Here is a 14636-nt window from a genome sequence, read left to right as displayed (position 1 = left end):
GTACCTGGCTACGAACCAGGCGGTCGGGAGTTCGAATCTCTCCGGGCGCACCATTGCATCGACAAGAACGGCAGCCATCGGCTGCTGTTTTTTTTGGCTGTTCGCCCGTCTGGAGGGTTCTGGCGTTGCGGCGGATGAAGCTGTGCGAGTGCCGGCTTGGTCGCGCGGGATCGGGGCTGTGGGTTGCCGGCCAGCGGCCGGCACTACCGGCGTCTCGGTGCGTACCGGCCTACTGTCCAAGGGCGGGTACGGGCCCCCGCTCAACCGCGCCGCGCGCCTTCCACCTTCGCCATCGCCAGCCGATCGGCTTCACGCGGCACCGCCGGTGTCGGGCAATGCGCGCCGGCGTGCGCGTCGTGGGCCAGCCACTCATCGACCACCCCGCCCAGCAGATCCAGCCGCAGCGGCAGCGTGATGTGGTCTTCGCCGCGCATCTCGATGTAGTGCGCGCGCGCGCTGGCCGCCGCCAGGCGCCGGCCCTGGTCCACGCGCACGTGCTGGTCGTCCTGGCCATGCAGCAACAGCACGCACGCGCGCGTGTCGGCCAGCGCGCGCGACACATCCACCGCATCCAGGTCCACTGCCAGCCGCTGGCTCGCCGCGGCGATCACCTGGTCGAGGTTCTGCCCGCCGTAACGCCAGCGCGCGTAGGACGCGATCGCCTGCGCCTTCCAGCCCGACGGCTGCAGCGACATCAGGTGCGGGATCATGCTCCGGATCGCATCGCCCGCATTGGCGAAGGATTCCATCGCCACCACCCCCGTCACCCGGTCGCCGAGCTTGTCGGCGGCAAACAGCGCCGTCGCCGCCCCATAGGACACCCCGAACAGGTACAGCGGCCCCACCACTTCATCGCGCTCCTGCAGCGCGTCGATCACATCGATCACATCGTCGGACTCGAACGTCCCGTAGCCCGACGGCCCCGCGCCCGAATGCCCATGGTTGCGCAGGTCGATGGTCACCACCCGATAGCCGGCCTGCGCCAGCTGCAGCGACCACGGCAGCATCGCATCGCCGTTCATCATCCAGCCGTGCAGCAGCACCACCGTCCCGCGCGGCGCCTGCGGCTGGAACGGCGTGGGCAACGCCAGCTGCAGGCCGGTCTGCAACGGCAGCCCGTTGTCGTGGGGCTGGGCCAGGTACTGGTAGCGCAGCCCGTATTGCCCCGGGTCGAACGCCCGCCAGAACAGCGGCACGCCGGCCCGGCCGGTCACGTAACCGTGGCGGTTGGGCACGCTCTCCACCGCCGCTTCGATGCGCGGGGTGTCCAGCAACGTGGAAACACCGCCCGGCGCGACCAGGCGGTCGCTGAGGGAAGTGGAGGTCGAGACGGCGGTCAACGGGGAGCAGGCAGCCAGCCACAGGCCAGCCCCGGCCAGCAGCAACAGCAGCAAGCGCTTCATGGGCAGAAAGGAGGAATCGCAATGAGCCTGGCAGGGTAGCGTCGCGCCCCGGGGCGCACTATCGCACCGGCATGACCATCTCATGACAGCGCAGCCGCCGTTCAGCCTGGCCCGCGCTCAACCCAGCCAGTCCTGCATCCGCGGCCACCACTGCGCCATCACCTGCGGCCCCTGCATCCGCGCACGCCACCAGCGCAGGGCCGCGCCCTCCTCGCCCGGGCGCCAGGCCAGCCAGAAGGTCTCATCCGGCTTGGGCTCCTCCACCTGCTTGACCACCAGACGGCCCTGCTGCACCGCCTGCCGCACGTAAGGCTCGGGCAGGAAGCCGAAACCCAGCCCGGCGCATTGCAGCCGGAACTTGCTCACCGTATCGGGCACGGTCACCGTCTCCTGGCCCATCAACAGCCCCACCGTGCGCGGCAGCAGCCGTCGCGCCGAGTCGGCCACCGCGATCGCGCAGTGCGCGGCCAGCTGCTCACGCCCCAGCGCGCCCTCGACCGCGGCCAGCGGATGCGACGGCGCCACCGCGAACACGAAGGCCACCACCCCCCTCGGCTCCCCCACGTAGCCCCCGCCGCTCGGCCCTTCGCCGGCCGCGCCCACCAGCAGGTCGGCGCGCCGGTCCAGCAGCGCCTCCCACGTGCCCGACAGCGACTCCCCCAGCAGGCGCACCCGGGTCTGCTCGGCCACCGCGTTGAAGGCGCGTATGTCCTCGCCGAGCAGCGCCGGCTGAAACATCGAATCCACCGCGATGGTCAGCTCGGCCTCCCACCCGGAGGCCACCCGGCGCACCCGCATCTCCAGCTCCCGCGCCGCGCGCAGCAGGTGCCGGCCCTCCTCCAGCAGGGCCTGGCCGGCCAGGGTCAGCGCGGCGCGCGGCCCGACCCGGTCGAACAGCTGCACGCCCAGGTCCTGCTCCAGCTTGGACACCGTGTAGGAAATGGTCGAAGGCACCTTGTGGAGCGCCTTGCCGGCCGCGGCAAACGAGCCGCGCCGGTCGATGGCATCCAGGATCTGCAGGGCGTCGAGGCTGAGCTTGAGCATTCGAATTTTTCGATGATGGCTTACAAAACTATCCGTTTTTCAAACCCAAGGTGCAAGCGGATACTGGCGCCAACAGGAAAGGGCAGCGGCATCGACCACCCCGACCACCATCGAAACCATCGAACAAGGAGCACTCCCATGCTGCAGATCCGCAAGAGCAACACCCGTGGCCACGCCAACCATGGCTGGCTCGACTCCCACCACACCTTCTCCTTCGCCGGCTACTACGACCCCCGCTACACCAGCTTCGGCCCGCTGCGGGTGATCAACGAAGACCGCGTCCAGGGCGGCCAGGGCTTTGGCACCCACAATCACGCCAACATGGAGATCGTCTCCTACGTGCTGGGCGGGGCGCTGGAGCACAAGGACTCCATGGGCACCGGTTCGGTGCTGCGCTACGGCGACGTGCAGCGCATGAGCGCCGGCAGCGGGGTGAGCCACAGCGAATTCAACCACTCGCCGGACGAAGCGGTGCACTTCCTGCAGATCTGGCTGTTCCCCGACCAGGAGAACATCACCCCCAGCTACCAGGAGACCCATTTCGCCCCGGAAGCCAAGCGCGGCCAGCTGCGCCTGATCGCCTCGCGCGACGGCCGTGACGGCTCGCTGCTGATCCACCAGGACGCCAACCTGTACGCCACGATCCTGGACGGCAGCGATCGGGTGCAGTTGCCGCTGGCCACCGGCCGGGGCGCCTATGTGCAGGTCGCCCGCGGCCAGCTCCAGGTCAACGGCATCACCCTGGACACCGGCGATGCGCTGCAGATCCGCGACGAGGCCCAGGTCACCCTGGAGAAGGGCAGCGACGCCGAAGTCATCGTCTTCGACGTGCCGCTGTAAGCCGGCCCGGGTCAGAACCGGTAGTTCACCGTCAACCGCACGTTGCGCGGCTCGCCCCAGGTGTAGGTGCTGTACCAGCTGAAGATCGTGTAGTAACGCTTGTCCAGCAGGTTGTTGACGTTGAGCGTGGCCGAGAGCCGCTCGTTGAACGCATAGCCGGCCATCGCATCAAGCAGCCAATACGGCTCGGTGCGATGGACCTGGCTTTGCCCGTTGGCCGGATTGCTGATGGTGCCGAACGTGCTGCCCTGCCAACGCGCGCCACCGCCCACGCGCCAGCCCTGCAGGCTGCCCTGCAGACGGTAACTGGTGTGCACACTGAACTGGTCCTCCGGCTCCAGCGTTGACACCTTGGTGTCCTGCTGGCGCGCCACTTTGTGCGCGTAACCCCCCTGCAGCTGCCACCCGGGCGCCAACTGGCCGGACACCTCCAGTTCGTAACCCTTGGTGCGCACGCCCATCAGCGCGCGGTAGGCATCGCCGCCACTGGGGGTCCGCCCGCCGGTCTGCTCGGCGTAGTTGTCCTGGTCCAGCTGGAACACCGCAGCGCTCGCGTTCAAGCGCCCGTCGAAGAACTCCGCCTTCAGGCCAGCCTCGTAGCTGCGCCCTTCCAGCGGATCGAGCGTCCTGCCCTGCTCGTCCTGGTAGCCCTGCGGCTTGAAGATGGTGCTGTAGCTGGCGAACACCGAGAGGTTGCGGTTGAGGTCGTAGACCAACCCGGCGTACGGCACGACCACGCCGCTTTCGTCGGTATCGGGTGAGGTGTAATTGGCGATGCGGCTGCCGACGATCAGCTTGAGCGGATCGGCCAGGTCGAAGCGGCCGACCACGTAGGCGCCACTCTCGCGCGTGACCTGGTCATCGCCATAGCCCCACTGCCAGTCCGGCTCGGGCGCATCGCCGGTCCAGCCGTAGTAGTTGGCCACGGTGCTGACATAGCCCGGCTGCGGCGAGTAGCCGTTGTTGATCCAGTGCTTGCGCGACACGCTGCCGCCGACCACCAGTTCGTGCTCGCGGCCGAACCACTGGAATTTGCCGCTCACATACAGATCGGCGGCGTTGCTGGTGGTCCTCCCGATGTACTGGCCCAGCCACATGCTCACGCCCTGCCCGGTGACCGGGTCCGGGTTGCCGCCGGCGGCCGCCCCGAGCGCGGCATCGTAGCCGTTGACCTGGTGGTTGAGCTGCAGCTTGGCCACCCAGTCGTTGCCGAAGGTGTGCTCCAGCGTGGCAAAGCCGGTGCGGCTGTACTGGCCCCAGCGGCTCCAGCGGGCACCGTTGTTGAACGAGCGCGGCATCGCGTTGAAGGCACCGGTGCTGTCCAGCAGCGGGATGCCGCCCCAGCTGGAGCCCTGCGGATCGCTGTCCTGGGCGTCGGCACCCACGGTCAGCAGCGTGCGGTCGCCGATGTCGGCCTCCAGGATGCCGTAGAAGACCGTGTTGCGGCGCTGGTAGTGGTCCACGTTGGAATGCTTGTCATGGTAGGCACCCACCACACGCCCGCGCACGCGACCGCTCTCGGTGAGCGGCCCACCGACGTCCACCTCGGCGCGATAGCTGTCCCAGGAACCGGCCCCGAGCGTGACGCCGCCGGCCAGTTCGCGGGTGGGCTTCTTGCGCACCAGGTTGATGGTCGCGCCCGGGTCGCCCATGCCGGTGAGCAGGCCGGTGGCGCCCTTGAGCACCTCCACGCGGTCATAGATGGCCATGTCGCTGAGCGTGTTGCCCGCCGAGTACGCCGAGTCGCGCGCCATCGGGATGCCGTCGTACTGGAAGTTCTGCACGGCAAAGCCGCGCGCGTAGTACTCGGTGCGCTCGCTGTCGTAGGTCACGATGCTGATCCCCGGGGTGACCTTCATGACATCGTCGATGCCGTTGAGGCCGAAATCGTTCATCTCCTGCCGCGTGATCACGCTGATCGACTGCGGGGTCTGGCGCGGGGTCAGCACCAGCCGCGTCGCGGTGGCGATCGTGCCCGGCGTGTAGGAATCGCTTCCCTCGGTAACGGTGCCAAGCTGGTTGGCGGTCACCTGCACGGTCTCCAGGGTCTGGGCCGCGCCATCACGCGGCGGGGCCGGCGTGTCCTCGGCCTGTGCGGTGCCGGCCAGCACGACCAGCGCCAACACCATCGCCCGGGTCAGCGGCGACGACGATGGCACGCGCACGCGGCGCGGACGGGGAGCAGCGAAACGGGACGAAGCTACGGACACGGCAATGCCTCCAGGCAGGACGGGATGCCTCTGGCGGCGGCTGGAGGAAAAGGGAAGGCCGGACGCAGGACGCGTCGCGGCAGCAGCGGGATTCTACGCCAGCAGGCCAATCGCGTCATTGTGCGCGGCATGCGATCCTGATCACCCCACGGATGGAGGCGGCGCCACGCCGCCGCAGACACGCATGATGACCCCACTGGCCGCCTGGCTGCTGGCCCTGGCAGGTGCCCTGCCCGGCACGCCGCAGTTGCAGGACTACCCGGTCGCGCTGACCCGCATCGATCACTACGCGCCCACCCGCGTGCCCCGCCACGGCATCGACTGGAAGCTGCGCCAATACCTGGAAGGCGGCGGCGATGGCCCGCTCGATTTCGCCGATCGCTTCACGGTCTACACCCTGGGCTGCGGCAGCGGCTGCCTGCAGTTCGCGCTGATCGACCGCCGCAACGGCAAGGTGCACCCCGGCCTGTACCTCAACAACGGCCGCCTGGCGCATCGACGCGACAGTCGCCTGCTGATCGCCACCCACAACGACGGCTACGGCTACCCGGACATCCTCGACTACTACCTGTGGGATGGCCGGCGGCTGGTGCTGATCAAGACCGAACAGCGCGCGTTCGTGCCGGACTGAGGCGCGTGCGCGGTGCGCCGGCCGCGATGCGAACACCGGAAAACAGGCAAAGAAAAAGCCCCTGAGCTTGCACTCAGGGGCTTTTCTCACATCTGGCGGAGCGGGAGGGATTCGAACCCTCGATAGAGTTTTTGGCCCTATACTCCCTTAGCAGGGGAGCCCCTTCAGCCACTCGGGCACCGCTCCAGTGTTCTGGTTCCGCCGCTGCCGTGTTTCATCTCAGCGGGGGCGCGAATAATAACTTTTTCCGCGCCCGAAGGTAAAGCCTTAATCCGAAGAATTTTCACTTCCGGATGCATTCGGCTCGTCGCCACGCTGGATCCGCTGATAAATCTCTTCGCGGTGCACGGCCACGTCCTTCGGAGCGGTGATACCGATACGCACCTGGTTGCCCTTGACGCCGAGCACGGTCACGCTGACCGAATCACCGATCATCAGGGTTTCGCCTACGCGGCGAGTCAGGATCAACATTTTTGCAAGTCTCCAGGGAACCGGTGGATCTTCCCACCGGCTCGGCGCCCAGCCAAGGAACGCCACACGACAAAGGGAAGGGATTAGCCATAGTACCGTCAGGCCTCCCGCCCCTTCAAGGAGCAGGAGGCATCACGGCGTTCAGATACGGGGAGTGACCCAGTCCACGACGGCTGCGAGTGCAGACGCAAGGGCGGGCCCGTCCTCGCCACCACCCTGGGCGAGGTCCGGGCGGCCGCCGCCCTTGCCCCCGATCTGACTGGCGATATGGGCCAACAGTTCCCCGGCCTTGACCTTGCCCATTGCACTGCCGTTCACGCCGGCGACCAGGGCCGCCTTGCCGTCCTGGGTGCCGGCCAGCACGATCACCGCATCGCCCAGCTGCTGCTTCAGGCGATCGATGGCATCGCGCAATGCCTTGGCATCAAAGCCTTCCAGGCGCGAGGCGAGAATCTTGATGCCCTTCACCTCGACCGCGCCCGCGCCGAGATCGGCGGTGGCACCGGCGGCCTGCTTGGCCTTGAGTGCGTCCAGTTCGCGTTCGAGCTTCTTCTGGCGCTCGCCCAGCTGGCGGATCTTCTCGACCACGTCGCCGGCGTTGCCGCCTAGCAGCGACGCCGCTTCACCGAGCACGGCTTCCTCGTGGGCAACGTAATCCAGCGCGCCCTGCCCCGTCACCGCTTCGATGCGGCGCACGCCCGAGGACACGCCACCTTCGGAGGTGATCTTGAACAGACCGATGTCACCGGTACGGCCGACATGGGTGCCGCCACACAGTTCGGTGGAGTAGTCGCCCATCTTGAGCACGCGCACGTGTTCGCCGTACTTCTCGCCGAACAGTGCCATGGCGCCGAATTCCAGCGCTTCCTGCATGCCCATGTTGTGCACTTCGGCGGCGTTGTTGGCCCGCACCTGCTCGTTGACCTTGCGCTCGATCACGGCCAGGTCGGCAGCGCTGATCGGCGCGAAGTGCGAGAAGTCGAAACGCAGCCGGTCCGGCGCCACCAGCGACCCCTTCTGCTGCACGTGGGTGCCCAGCACTTCGCGCAGGGCGGCATGCAGCAGGTGGGTGGCCGAGTGGTTGAGGATGGTGGCGCCGCGGCGCTGGCCATCGACCTGGCCGCTGAGCACATCGCCCACCTTGAGGTTGCCCTCGGCGAGGATGCCCACGTGGCCATGGAACTGGCCGGCGAACTTCTGCGTGTCGCTGACCTGCAGTTGCAGGCCGGCGCCGGTGAGCACGCCGGTGTCGCCGACCTGGCCGCCGGATTCGGCGTAGAACGGGGTCTGGTCGGTGATCACGATAACCGCGTCACCGGCCTGCGCGGCCTGCACCGGCCGCCCGTCCTTGAGCACGGCCACCACGGTCAGGCCATCGGCCTGCAGGCGATCGTAGCCCAGGAACACGGTCGGCTTGAGCGTGGCCACCAGATCGGCGGACAGGGTCACGCCGCCACCGAACTTGCCGGCGGCACGGGCGGTTTCACGCTGGGTTTCCATGGCGGCGTTGAAGCCGTCCATGTCCACGGTCATCTCGCGCTCGCGGGCGATGTCGGCGGTGAGGTCGACCGGGAAGCCGTAGGTGTCGTACAGGCGGAAGGCATCTGCGCCGGGGATCACGCCGTTGCTGACCCGGGTGGCGATGTCGTCGAAGATTTTCATGCCCGAATCGAGCGTCTCGGCGAAGCGCTCTTCCTCGGCATGCAGGGCGCGCACCACGGTCTCGGCCTGGGCCGGCAGTTCCGGGTAGGCGGCCCCCATCTGCTCGACCAGGGTCGGCACCAGTGCGCTGAAGAACGGCTGGCGCACGCCCAGCATCCAGCCATGGCGAAGCGCGCGGCGGATGATCCGGCGCAGCACGTAGCCGCGGCCTTCGTTGGACGGCAGCACGCCATCGACGATCAGGAACGAGCAGGCGCGGATGTGGTCGGCGATCACCCGCAGCGACTTGTTTTCCAGGTCGGCCATGCCGGTCAGCTCGCTTGCCTTGCGGATCAGCGCCTGGAACAGGTCGATTTCATAGTTGGTGTGCACGTGCTGCAGGATCGCGGCCAGGCGCTCCAGGCCCATGCCGGTATCCACGCACGGGGCCGGCAACGGCACCAGGGTGCCGTCGGCCTGGCGGTCGAACTGCATGAACACCAGGTTCCAGATCTCGATGAAACGGTCGCCGTCTTCATCCGGCGAGCCCGGGGGGCCGCCGGCAATGTGGTCGCCGTGGTCGTAGAAGATCTCGGTGCAGGGGCCGCAGGGGCCGGTTTCGGCCATCTGCCAGAAGTTGTCCGACGCGAACGGCGCGCCCTTGTTGTCGCCGATGCGCACGATGCGCGCTTCCGGGATGCCGACCATGTCGCGCCACAGCGCGTAGGCCTCGTCATCGGTCTGGTAGACGGTGACCAGCAGGCGCTCGGCCGGCAGCTTCCAGACCTGGGTCAGCAGCTCCCAGGCCCAGGCGATGGCGTCCTTCTTGAAGTAGTCGCCAAAGGACCAGTTGCCCAGCATTTCGAAGAAGGTGTGGTGGCGCGCGGTGTAGCCGACCTGGTCCAGGTCGTTGTGCTTGCCGCCGGCCCGCAGGCAGCGCTGGACGTCGGCGGCGCGCACGTAGCTGCGCTTTTCCGCGCCAAGGAACACGTCCTTGAACTGCACCATGCCGGAATTGGTGAACAGCAGGGTCGGATCATTGCCCGGCACCAACGGTGCCGAGGGCACGATGGTGTGGCCCTTGCCCTTGAAGAACTCAAGGAAATCGCTGCGGATCTGGGAGGTAGTGAATTTCACGGATGCGTTCATGGGGGCTGGCTTTATGCGGGCCGGCCGGTCCTTGGCACACAGCCCCAATGGCCGGGTGTCAACACAGGACCGCCGAAACCACAAAGGGTATCAGGCCCGGGCCGCTCAGTCCTCTGGGTCGTAGCGGGTAGCACGGCGAATGCTGTCGCCATCGAAGCCCCGCCGGGCCAGCAGATCGGCCGCTTTACGGCGCTGGGGCAGTTCCTGGGGCCCGGCCTCGCCAAACCGCCGGCACACCAGCTCGCGGGCGTTGTCGGTCCAATCACCGTCGAAGGTCTCCATGGCGGCGGCAATCTGCTCGCTGTCCAGGCCGTGGGTGCCCAGCTCGGCCCGGATGTGGATCGGACCATACCCGGTGGAGGACCGGATCCGGACAAGATTCTCCGCAAACCGGGTGTCGTCCTGCCAGCCCGCCTCGCGAAGCTTTTCCACCGCCGCTGCTGCCGCCTCGGTCTCGATACCCCGGGCCTGCAGCTTGCGGGTCAGTTCTTTCCGGGAATGTTCACGCCGGACCAGCAGCCCCAGGGCACGCTGTACCGGGGTCTGCTCCTGTACGCGGCGCTTGCGGCGCGGTGCCGGTGCATCTGGATCCTGCATGGCAACCCTCGATCAAATGCGCCGTCCATGGCGCTTCCCCCGTCGGGGAATCCTGAAACCGCGGGACAGGGCGAGCGTCACTGACGGCGCCGCCCTGCCCCGCAGGAAACTCACTCGGCGTCGTCTTCGTCTTCCTGGCCGGCTTCACGCGGGGCCTCGGCCGGCTGGAACTTCTCGCGCAGCTCGGCTTCCAGGCGCTGGGCCACCTGCGGGTTGTCGCGCAGGTAGCCGCGGGCGTTGTCCTTGCCCTGGCCGATGCGCTCTTCGCCGTAGCTGTACCAGGCGCCGGCCTTCTCGACCAGCTTGGCTTCCACGCCCATGTCGATCAGTTCACCCTCGCGGCTGATGCCTTCGCCGTAGAGGATTTCGGTGATGACCTGCTTGAACGGCGGGGCCAGCTTGTTCTTGACGACCTTGATCTTGGTCTGGTTGCCGATGATCTCATCGCCCTTCTTGATCGCACCGATGCGGCGGATGTCCAGGCGCACCGAGGCATAGAACTTGAGTGCGTTGCCGCCGGTGGTCACTTCCGGGCTCTGGCCCGGCATCATCACGCCGATCTTCATGCGCAGCTGGTTGATGAACACCACCAGGGTGTTGGAGCGCTTGATGTTGCCGGTGAGCTTGCGCAGCGCCTGGCTCATCAGACGGGCCTGCAGGCCCGGCAGCTGGTCGCCCATCTCGCCTTCGATTTCCGCCTTGGGGGTCAGCGCGGCCACCGAGTCGACCACCACGATGTCCACCGAGCCCGAACGCACCAGCATGTCGGCAATTTCCAGCGCCTGCTCACCGGTATCGGGCTGGGACAGCAGCAGGTCGTCCACGTTCACGCCCAGCTTGGCGGCGTAGATCGGGTCCAGGGCGTGCTCGGCGTCGATGAAGGCGGCGGTGCCGCCCTTCTTCTGGCACTCGGCGATGGCCTGCAGGGTGAGGGTGGTCTTGCCCGACGATTCGGGACCGTAGATCTCCACGACGCGGCCCTTGGGCAGGCCGCCGATGCCGAGTGCGATATCCAGCATCAGCGAACCGGTGGGAATGATCTCGACCGCTTCGACGACACGATCGCCCATGCGCATGACGGCGCCCTTGCCGAACTGCTTTTCGATCTGGCCCAGGGCGGCGGTCAGGGCACGCTTTTTGTTCTCGTCCATCGGAGTGGTCCTTGCAGAGGTCGTGTCGGTGGAGGTGCTGTCTTTGGAAGTCTTCTTGGCCATGGGTTCACTTTAAGGCTGGCGTATCGCACAGGCTGAGATTCTGCCCGGCGTTCGGAAAAAAATTATCGGACATCCGTACCAACCTCAGCGGAACCAGAGAATCGCCACAAAAGACCGTGCAGAAAATGCGGTGTAGAAGGATCAGCGGTTGGGCCGCAGCAGGCCGCAATACAGGCCTTCGATCGCGAAGTCCTGGTCGGGCAGCACCTCGATCGGCTTGTAATCGGGGTTGCGCGGCAGCAGGCGGATGCGGTCCTTGCCCATCTTGAGCAGCTTGACGGTGATCTCGTCATCGATGCGGGCCACCACGATCTGCCCCGAGCGGGCGTCGCGGGTGCGGTGCACGCCGATGAGGTCGCCGTCGAAGATGCCTTCGTCGATCATCGAGTCGCCCTGCACCTTGAGCAGGTAGTCCGGCGCCGGCGAGAAGAACACCCGGTCGAGCACGACGAAGTCGTCCGAGCCGATGTCCGCCCCGATCGGCAGACCGGCCGCGACCCGGCCCAGCACCGGCAGGCGCAGGACGTGGTCGGGCAGCGCGGGCACCGACAGCGAGGCCGGCAGGCCGTCCTGCAGCGCCGGGGCCTGGACCAGCCGGATGCCACGGGCCTGGCCGGGAATGCGCCGGATCGCGCCGGCCTGCTCGAGGGCTTCCAGGTGGTACTGTGCCGCGCGCACCCCCTTGAAGCCGAAGGCGCGGGCGATTTCCGTCTGCGACGGCGGCGCGCCGTCGGTCTCGATACGCTCGGCGATCAACTGCAGGATCGCCTGCTGGGTGTCGGTGAGTTCCATGGTTAGTAGTATTACTACTAACGATGTGGGTGCGCAAGTGCCCGTGGAAGATGCGCACGCGGAAGCGGGACGATCCCGGTTGATGACGCCTGCGGGGAAGCAGCCACCCATGGGGTGGCTCTACCTGCGGATGCACCGCCTCGCACGCCTCGGCGGATCTGCGTTGGCGTGGATGGTAGAGCCACCCCATGGGTGGCTGCGCGCGGTGTGCGGACGCGCGACCTGCGAATGCGTTGGCGGGGACGGTAGAGCCACCCCATGGGTGGCTGCGCTTGGCGTGCGGACGCGCGACAGGCCGGTAAGTGCAGGGGCATGGGGGCGGACGGAAGAGCGGCCGACCGACGGTCGGCGCTACACGCCATCGGCCGCGGGGCGGCCGATGGCGGGGATCCTTCGGATCCCGGCGGCAGAACCCTATGGGGTTCTGCCGCTTCGCCAGATCGAGAACAGGATCCACACGCCGCAGAAACCGGCGCCGACGAAGCCAGCCACGCCCAGGGCCAGCAGCCAGCGGCTGGAGACGCCGCCGACGCTGTGCATGACGATGGACGAGCCGATGATGAGCGCGGCGGTGACGATGCCCATGACCAGCCGGTTGGCGGCGCGGTTGACCTGGTCGCCGAAGCCCTGCAGCGCGGTGGTCTCCACCTTCAACTGCAGCCGCCCGCGGCGGGCCATCTGCAGCAGCCGGCGTACGTCGCGCGGCAGGTCGCCGAGCAGGTCCATCACCCCCACCAGGCTGCGCTTGCCGCGCTTGAGCACCGCCCCGGGCGCGTAGCGCTGCCACATCACCCGCTCCAGGTACGGGCGGGCGGCGCTGGCCATGTCGAATTGCGGGTCGAGCTGGCGGCCCATGCCTTCCAGGGTGAGGAAGGTCTTGATCATCAGCGCGAGGTCGGCCGGCAGGGTCAGCGCGTACTGGCGCAGCAGCGTGGTGATGTTGCCCAGCATCAGCCCCATGTGCAGGTCTTTGAGCGGCACGCCGCGGTACTGGTCGACGAAGGTGCTGATGTCCTGCTGCAGCCGCGACTCGTCCACGTCCACGCCGCCGGCCCAGTCCAGCAACACGTCGGCCACCGCCTCCGGCTCCTGGTTGACCAGCCCGTGCAGCAGCTGGGCCACCTGGTAGCGACGCTGCTCGGAGATCGCCCCGACCATGCCGAAATCGATTACGCCAATGCGTCCGTCACGCAGGTAGATGATGTTGCCCGGGTGCGGATCGGCGTGGAAGCAGCCGTCTTCGAGCACCATCTTGAGCACGATGTGCGCGCCGCGACGGGCCAGCTGCACCCGATCCAGGCCCGCCGCATCCACCCCGGCGAGGTCGCGCCCGGGGATGCCGTCCACGAAGTCCTGCACGTTGAGGCTCTCGCAGGTCCACTGCCAGTGCACGTTGGGAATCAGGATGTCCTGGCGGCCCTGGAAGTGGCGGGCGATGCGCTCGGCGTTGCGGCACTCGGCGGCGAAATCCAGCTCGCGCCGCAACGACACCTGGAACTGCTGCACCACCTCGGCCGGGCGGTAACGCTGCAGGTCGGGCACGCGGGCCTCCACGATCTCGGCCAGCCGCGCCAGCAGGCGCAGGTCGGCCTCGATCACCTCGCGGATGCCGGGGCGGCGGATCTTGAGCACCACGGCGGTGCCATCGTGCAGCGTGGCGCGGTGCGCCTGCGCCAGCGAGGCCGCGGCCATCGGCGTCTCATCCAGCCAGGCAAACACCTCGGTGGCCGGCGCGCCCAGGTCGGCCTCCAGCTGCTCGCGGACCTGCGCGTAGGGCAACGCCGGCACCGCGTTCTGCAGTTCGGAGAACTCGGCGATCCAGTCCGGCGGGAACAGGTCCACGCGGGTGGCCAGCACCTGGCCGAGCTTGACGAAGGTCGGGCCGAGGTCTTCCATCGCCCGCCGCACCCGGACCGGTGCGGTCATGCGCAGCATCTGCGTGTCGTTCCAGTGCAGCAGCCGCCCGGCGCGCTCGAGCACGTCGGCCAGCCCGATCCGGCGGACCAGGTCGCCAAAGCCATAGCGGATCAGGACCGAGGCGATTTCCTGCAATCGCCCCAGGTCGCGCACGGTTCCCAGCGTTTCCCACATCGGTGCAACTCCTGTCCACGCACGCACCGAGGATGTCACACCGGTGCGAAAATTCCCGTCAGCGCCTGCTGCACGGTTTGCCGGCGGATGGCCTCGCGGTCGCCGTCGAACTGGAACAGCTGTGCGCGCGCATAGCCGCCCCGTTGCTTCCAGCCGATCCAGACGCTGCCGACCGGCTTGTCCGGGCTGCCGCCACCGGGCCCGGCGATGCCGGTGACCGCCACTGCGACGCCTGCGCCGGAATTGATCAGCGCACCGGCCACCATTTCCAGCACGGTTTCGCGGCTGACCGCACCGAACTGCTCCAGTGTCTGCGCGCGGACGCCGAGCAGGCGCTGCTTGGCTTCATAGCTGTAAACCACCATGCCGCAGTCGAAGAAAGCCGACGAGCCGGCGACGTCGGTCATGGCCTTGGCGATCCAGCCGCCACTGCAGCTTTCGGCACTGACCAGCTGCAGCGAGGCCTGCTGCAGGCGCTGGCCGACGTCGCGGGCAAGCAGGCCGAGTTCGGCGTCGGTGGGGATGCTCATGGAAATCCTGGTTCGACGGGGGC

General features: G+C 67.8%; 12 protein-coding genes and 1 tRNA gene. 2 read left to right on the top strand and 11 right to left on the bottom strand.

Features of this window, described 5'->3' with window-relative positions:
* Positions 1-260 precede the first annotated feature (260 nt).
* Both RSA25_RS15740 and RSA25_RS15735 read right to left on the bottom strand, forming a co-directional pair.
* Positions 261-1403, bottom strand: coding sequence for an alpha/beta fold hydrolase (locus RSA25_RS15740; protein ID WP_332809785.1), 1143 nt, complete (start codon positions 1401-1403; stop codon positions 261-263).
* A gap of 117 nt (positions 1404-1520) precedes the next feature.
* A complete protein-coding gene (locus RSA25_RS15735) occupies positions 1521-2447 on the bottom strand; it encodes a LysR family transcriptional regulator (protein ID WP_332809784.1) in 927 nt (308 codons plus the stop codon).
* Positions 2448-2585: 138 nt separating this feature from the next.
* On the opposite strand from RSA25_RS15735, the gene RSA25_RS15730 reads away from it, so the two are divergent.
* The gene (locus RSA25_RS15730; RefSeq protein WP_332809783.1) at positions 2586-3287 is read left to right on the top strand and encodes a pirin family protein; all 702 of its coding nucleotides are present in this window, start codon (positions 2586-2588) and stop codon (positions 3285-3287) included.
* Between the two features lie 11 nt (positions 3288-3298).
* Here RSA25_RS15730 and RSA25_RS15725 read toward each other — a convergent pair whose 3' ends face one another.
* The gene (locus RSA25_RS15725; protein ID WP_332809786.1) at positions 3299-5416 is read right to left on the bottom strand and encodes a TonB-dependent siderophore receptor; all 2118 of its coding nucleotides are present in this window, start codon (positions 5414-5416) and stop codon (positions 3299-3301) included.
* 265 nt (positions 5417-5681) lie between these two features.
* On the opposite strand from RSA25_RS15725, the gene RSA25_RS15720 reads away from it, so the two are divergent.
* Positions 5682-6128 carry a hypothetical protein gene (locus RSA25_RS15720; RefSeq protein ID WP_332809782.1) on the top strand — a complete coding sequence of 149 codons (447 nt, stop codon included), beginning with the start codon at positions 5682-5684 and terminating at the stop codon, positions 6126-6128.
* A 93-nt stretch (positions 6129-6221) separates the two neighbouring features.
* Here RSA25_RS15720 and RSA25_RS15715 read toward each other — a convergent pair.
* The 8 genes from RSA25_RS15715 to RSA25_RS15680 all read right to left on the bottom strand — a co-directional run bounded on the left by RSA25_RS15715 (position 6222) and on the right by RSA25_RS15680 (position 14613).
* Positions 6222-6314, bottom strand: a tRNA-Ser gene (locus RSA25_RS15715).
* Between the two features lie 81 nt (positions 6315-6395).
* On the bottom strand, positions 6396-6599 hold the full coding sequence (csrA, locus tag RSA25_RS15710) for a carbon storage regulator CsrA (RefSeq protein WP_019183311.1): 204 nt from the start codon (positions 6597-6599) through the stop codon (positions 6396-6398).
* Positions 6600-6740: 141 nt separating this feature from the next.
* Positions 6741-9389 (bottom strand): alanine--tRNA ligase, encoded by a 2649-nt coding sequence (gene alaS / locus RSA25_RS15705; RefSeq protein ID WP_332809781.1) that lies wholly within the window; start codon positions 9387-9389, stop codon positions 6741-6743.
* 105 nt (positions 9390-9494) lie between these two features.
* Positions 9495-9986 (bottom strand): recombination regulator RecX, encoded by a 492-nt coding sequence (recX, locus tag RSA25_RS15700; protein ID WP_332809780.1) that lies wholly within the window; start codon positions 9984-9986, stop codon positions 9495-9497.
* 110 nt (positions 9987-10096) lie between these two features.
* The gene (recA, locus tag RSA25_RS15695; protein ID WP_332809779.1) at positions 10097-11137 is read right to left on the bottom strand and encodes a recombinase RecA; all 1041 of its coding nucleotides are present in this window, start codon (positions 11135-11137) and stop codon (positions 10097-10099) included.
* A 204-nt stretch (positions 11138-11341) separates the two neighbouring features.
* Positions 11342-11992 carry a transcriptional repressor LexA gene (gene lexA / locus RSA25_RS15690; protein ID WP_332809778.1) on the bottom strand — a complete coding sequence of 217 codons (651 nt, stop codon included), beginning with the start codon at positions 11990-11992 and terminating at the stop codon, positions 11342-11344.
* Positions 11993-12406: 414 nt separating this feature from the next.
* The gene (gene ubiB, locus RSA25_RS15685; protein ID WP_332809777.1) at positions 12407-14083 is read right to left on the bottom strand and encodes a 2-polyprenylphenol 6-hydroxylase; all 1677 of its coding nucleotides are present in this window, start codon (positions 14081-14083) and stop codon (positions 12407-12409) included.
* A 35-nt stretch (positions 14084-14118) separates the two neighbouring features.
* A complete protein-coding gene (locus RSA25_RS15680; protein ID WP_332809776.1) occupies positions 14119-14613 on the bottom strand; it encodes a CinA family protein in 495 nt (164 codons plus the stop codon).
* Between the last annotated feature and the right edge of the window lie 23 nt (positions 14614-14636).

The sequence above is a fragment of the Stenotrophomonas sp. genome (genome assembly GCF_036662295.1).
GTDB lineage: Bacteria > Pseudomonadota > Gammaproteobacteria > Xanthomonadales > Xanthomonadaceae > Stenotrophomonas.
This window is presented reverse-complemented; position numbering and strand designations above follow the sequence as displayed.

What these genes read in the sequence shown, in the direction of transcription:
- RSA25_RS15740 (WP_332809785.1), bottom strand. Translation starts at nt 1,403, where the DNA reads ATGAAGCGCTTGCTGCTGTTGCTGCTGGCCGGGGCTGGCCTGTGGCTG.
- RSA25_RS15735 (WP_332809784.1), bottom strand. Translation starts at nt 2,447, where the DNA reads ATGCTCAAGCTCAGCCTCGACGCCCTGCAGATCCTGGATGCCATCGAC.
- RSA25_RS15730 (WP_332809783.1), top strand. Translation starts at nt 2,586, where the DNA reads ATGCTGCAGATCCGCAAGAGCAACACCCGTGGCCACGCCAACCATGGC.
- RSA25_RS15725 (WP_332809786.1), bottom strand. Translation starts at nt 5,416, where the DNA reads ATGGTGTTGGCGCTGGTCGTGCTGGCCGGCACCGCACAGGCCGAGGAC.
- RSA25_RS15720 (WP_332809782.1), top strand. Translation starts at nt 5,682, where the DNA reads ATGATGACCCCACTGGCCGCCTGGCTGCTGGCCCTGGCAGGTGCCCTG.
- csrA (WP_019183311.1), bottom strand. Translation starts at nt 6,599, where the DNA reads ATGTTGATCCTGACTCGCCGCGTAGGCGAAACCCTGATGATCGGTGAT.
- alaS (WP_332809781.1), bottom strand. Translation starts at nt 9,389, where the DNA reads ATGAACGCATCCGTGAAATTCACTACCTCCCAGATCCGCAGCGATTTC.
- recX (WP_332809780.1), bottom strand. Translation starts at nt 9,986, where the DNA reads ATGCAGGATCCAGATGCACCGGCACCGCGCCGCAAGCGCCGCGTACAG.
- recA (WP_332809779.1), bottom strand. Translation starts at nt 11,137, where the DNA reads ATGGACGAGAACAAAAAGCGTGCCCTGACCGCCGCCCTGGGCCAGATC.
- lexA (WP_332809778.1), bottom strand. Translation starts at nt 11,992, where the DNA reads ATGGAACTCACCGACACCCAGCAGGCGATCCTGCAGTTGATCGCCGAG.
- ubiB (WP_332809777.1), bottom strand. Translation starts at nt 14,083, where the DNA reads ATGTGGGAAACGCTGGGAACCGTGCGCGACCTGGGGCGATTGCAGGAA.
- RSA25_RS15680 (WP_332809776.1), bottom strand. Translation starts at nt 14,613, where the DNA reads ATGAGCATCCCCACCGACGCCGAACTCGGCCTGCTTGCCCGCGACGTC.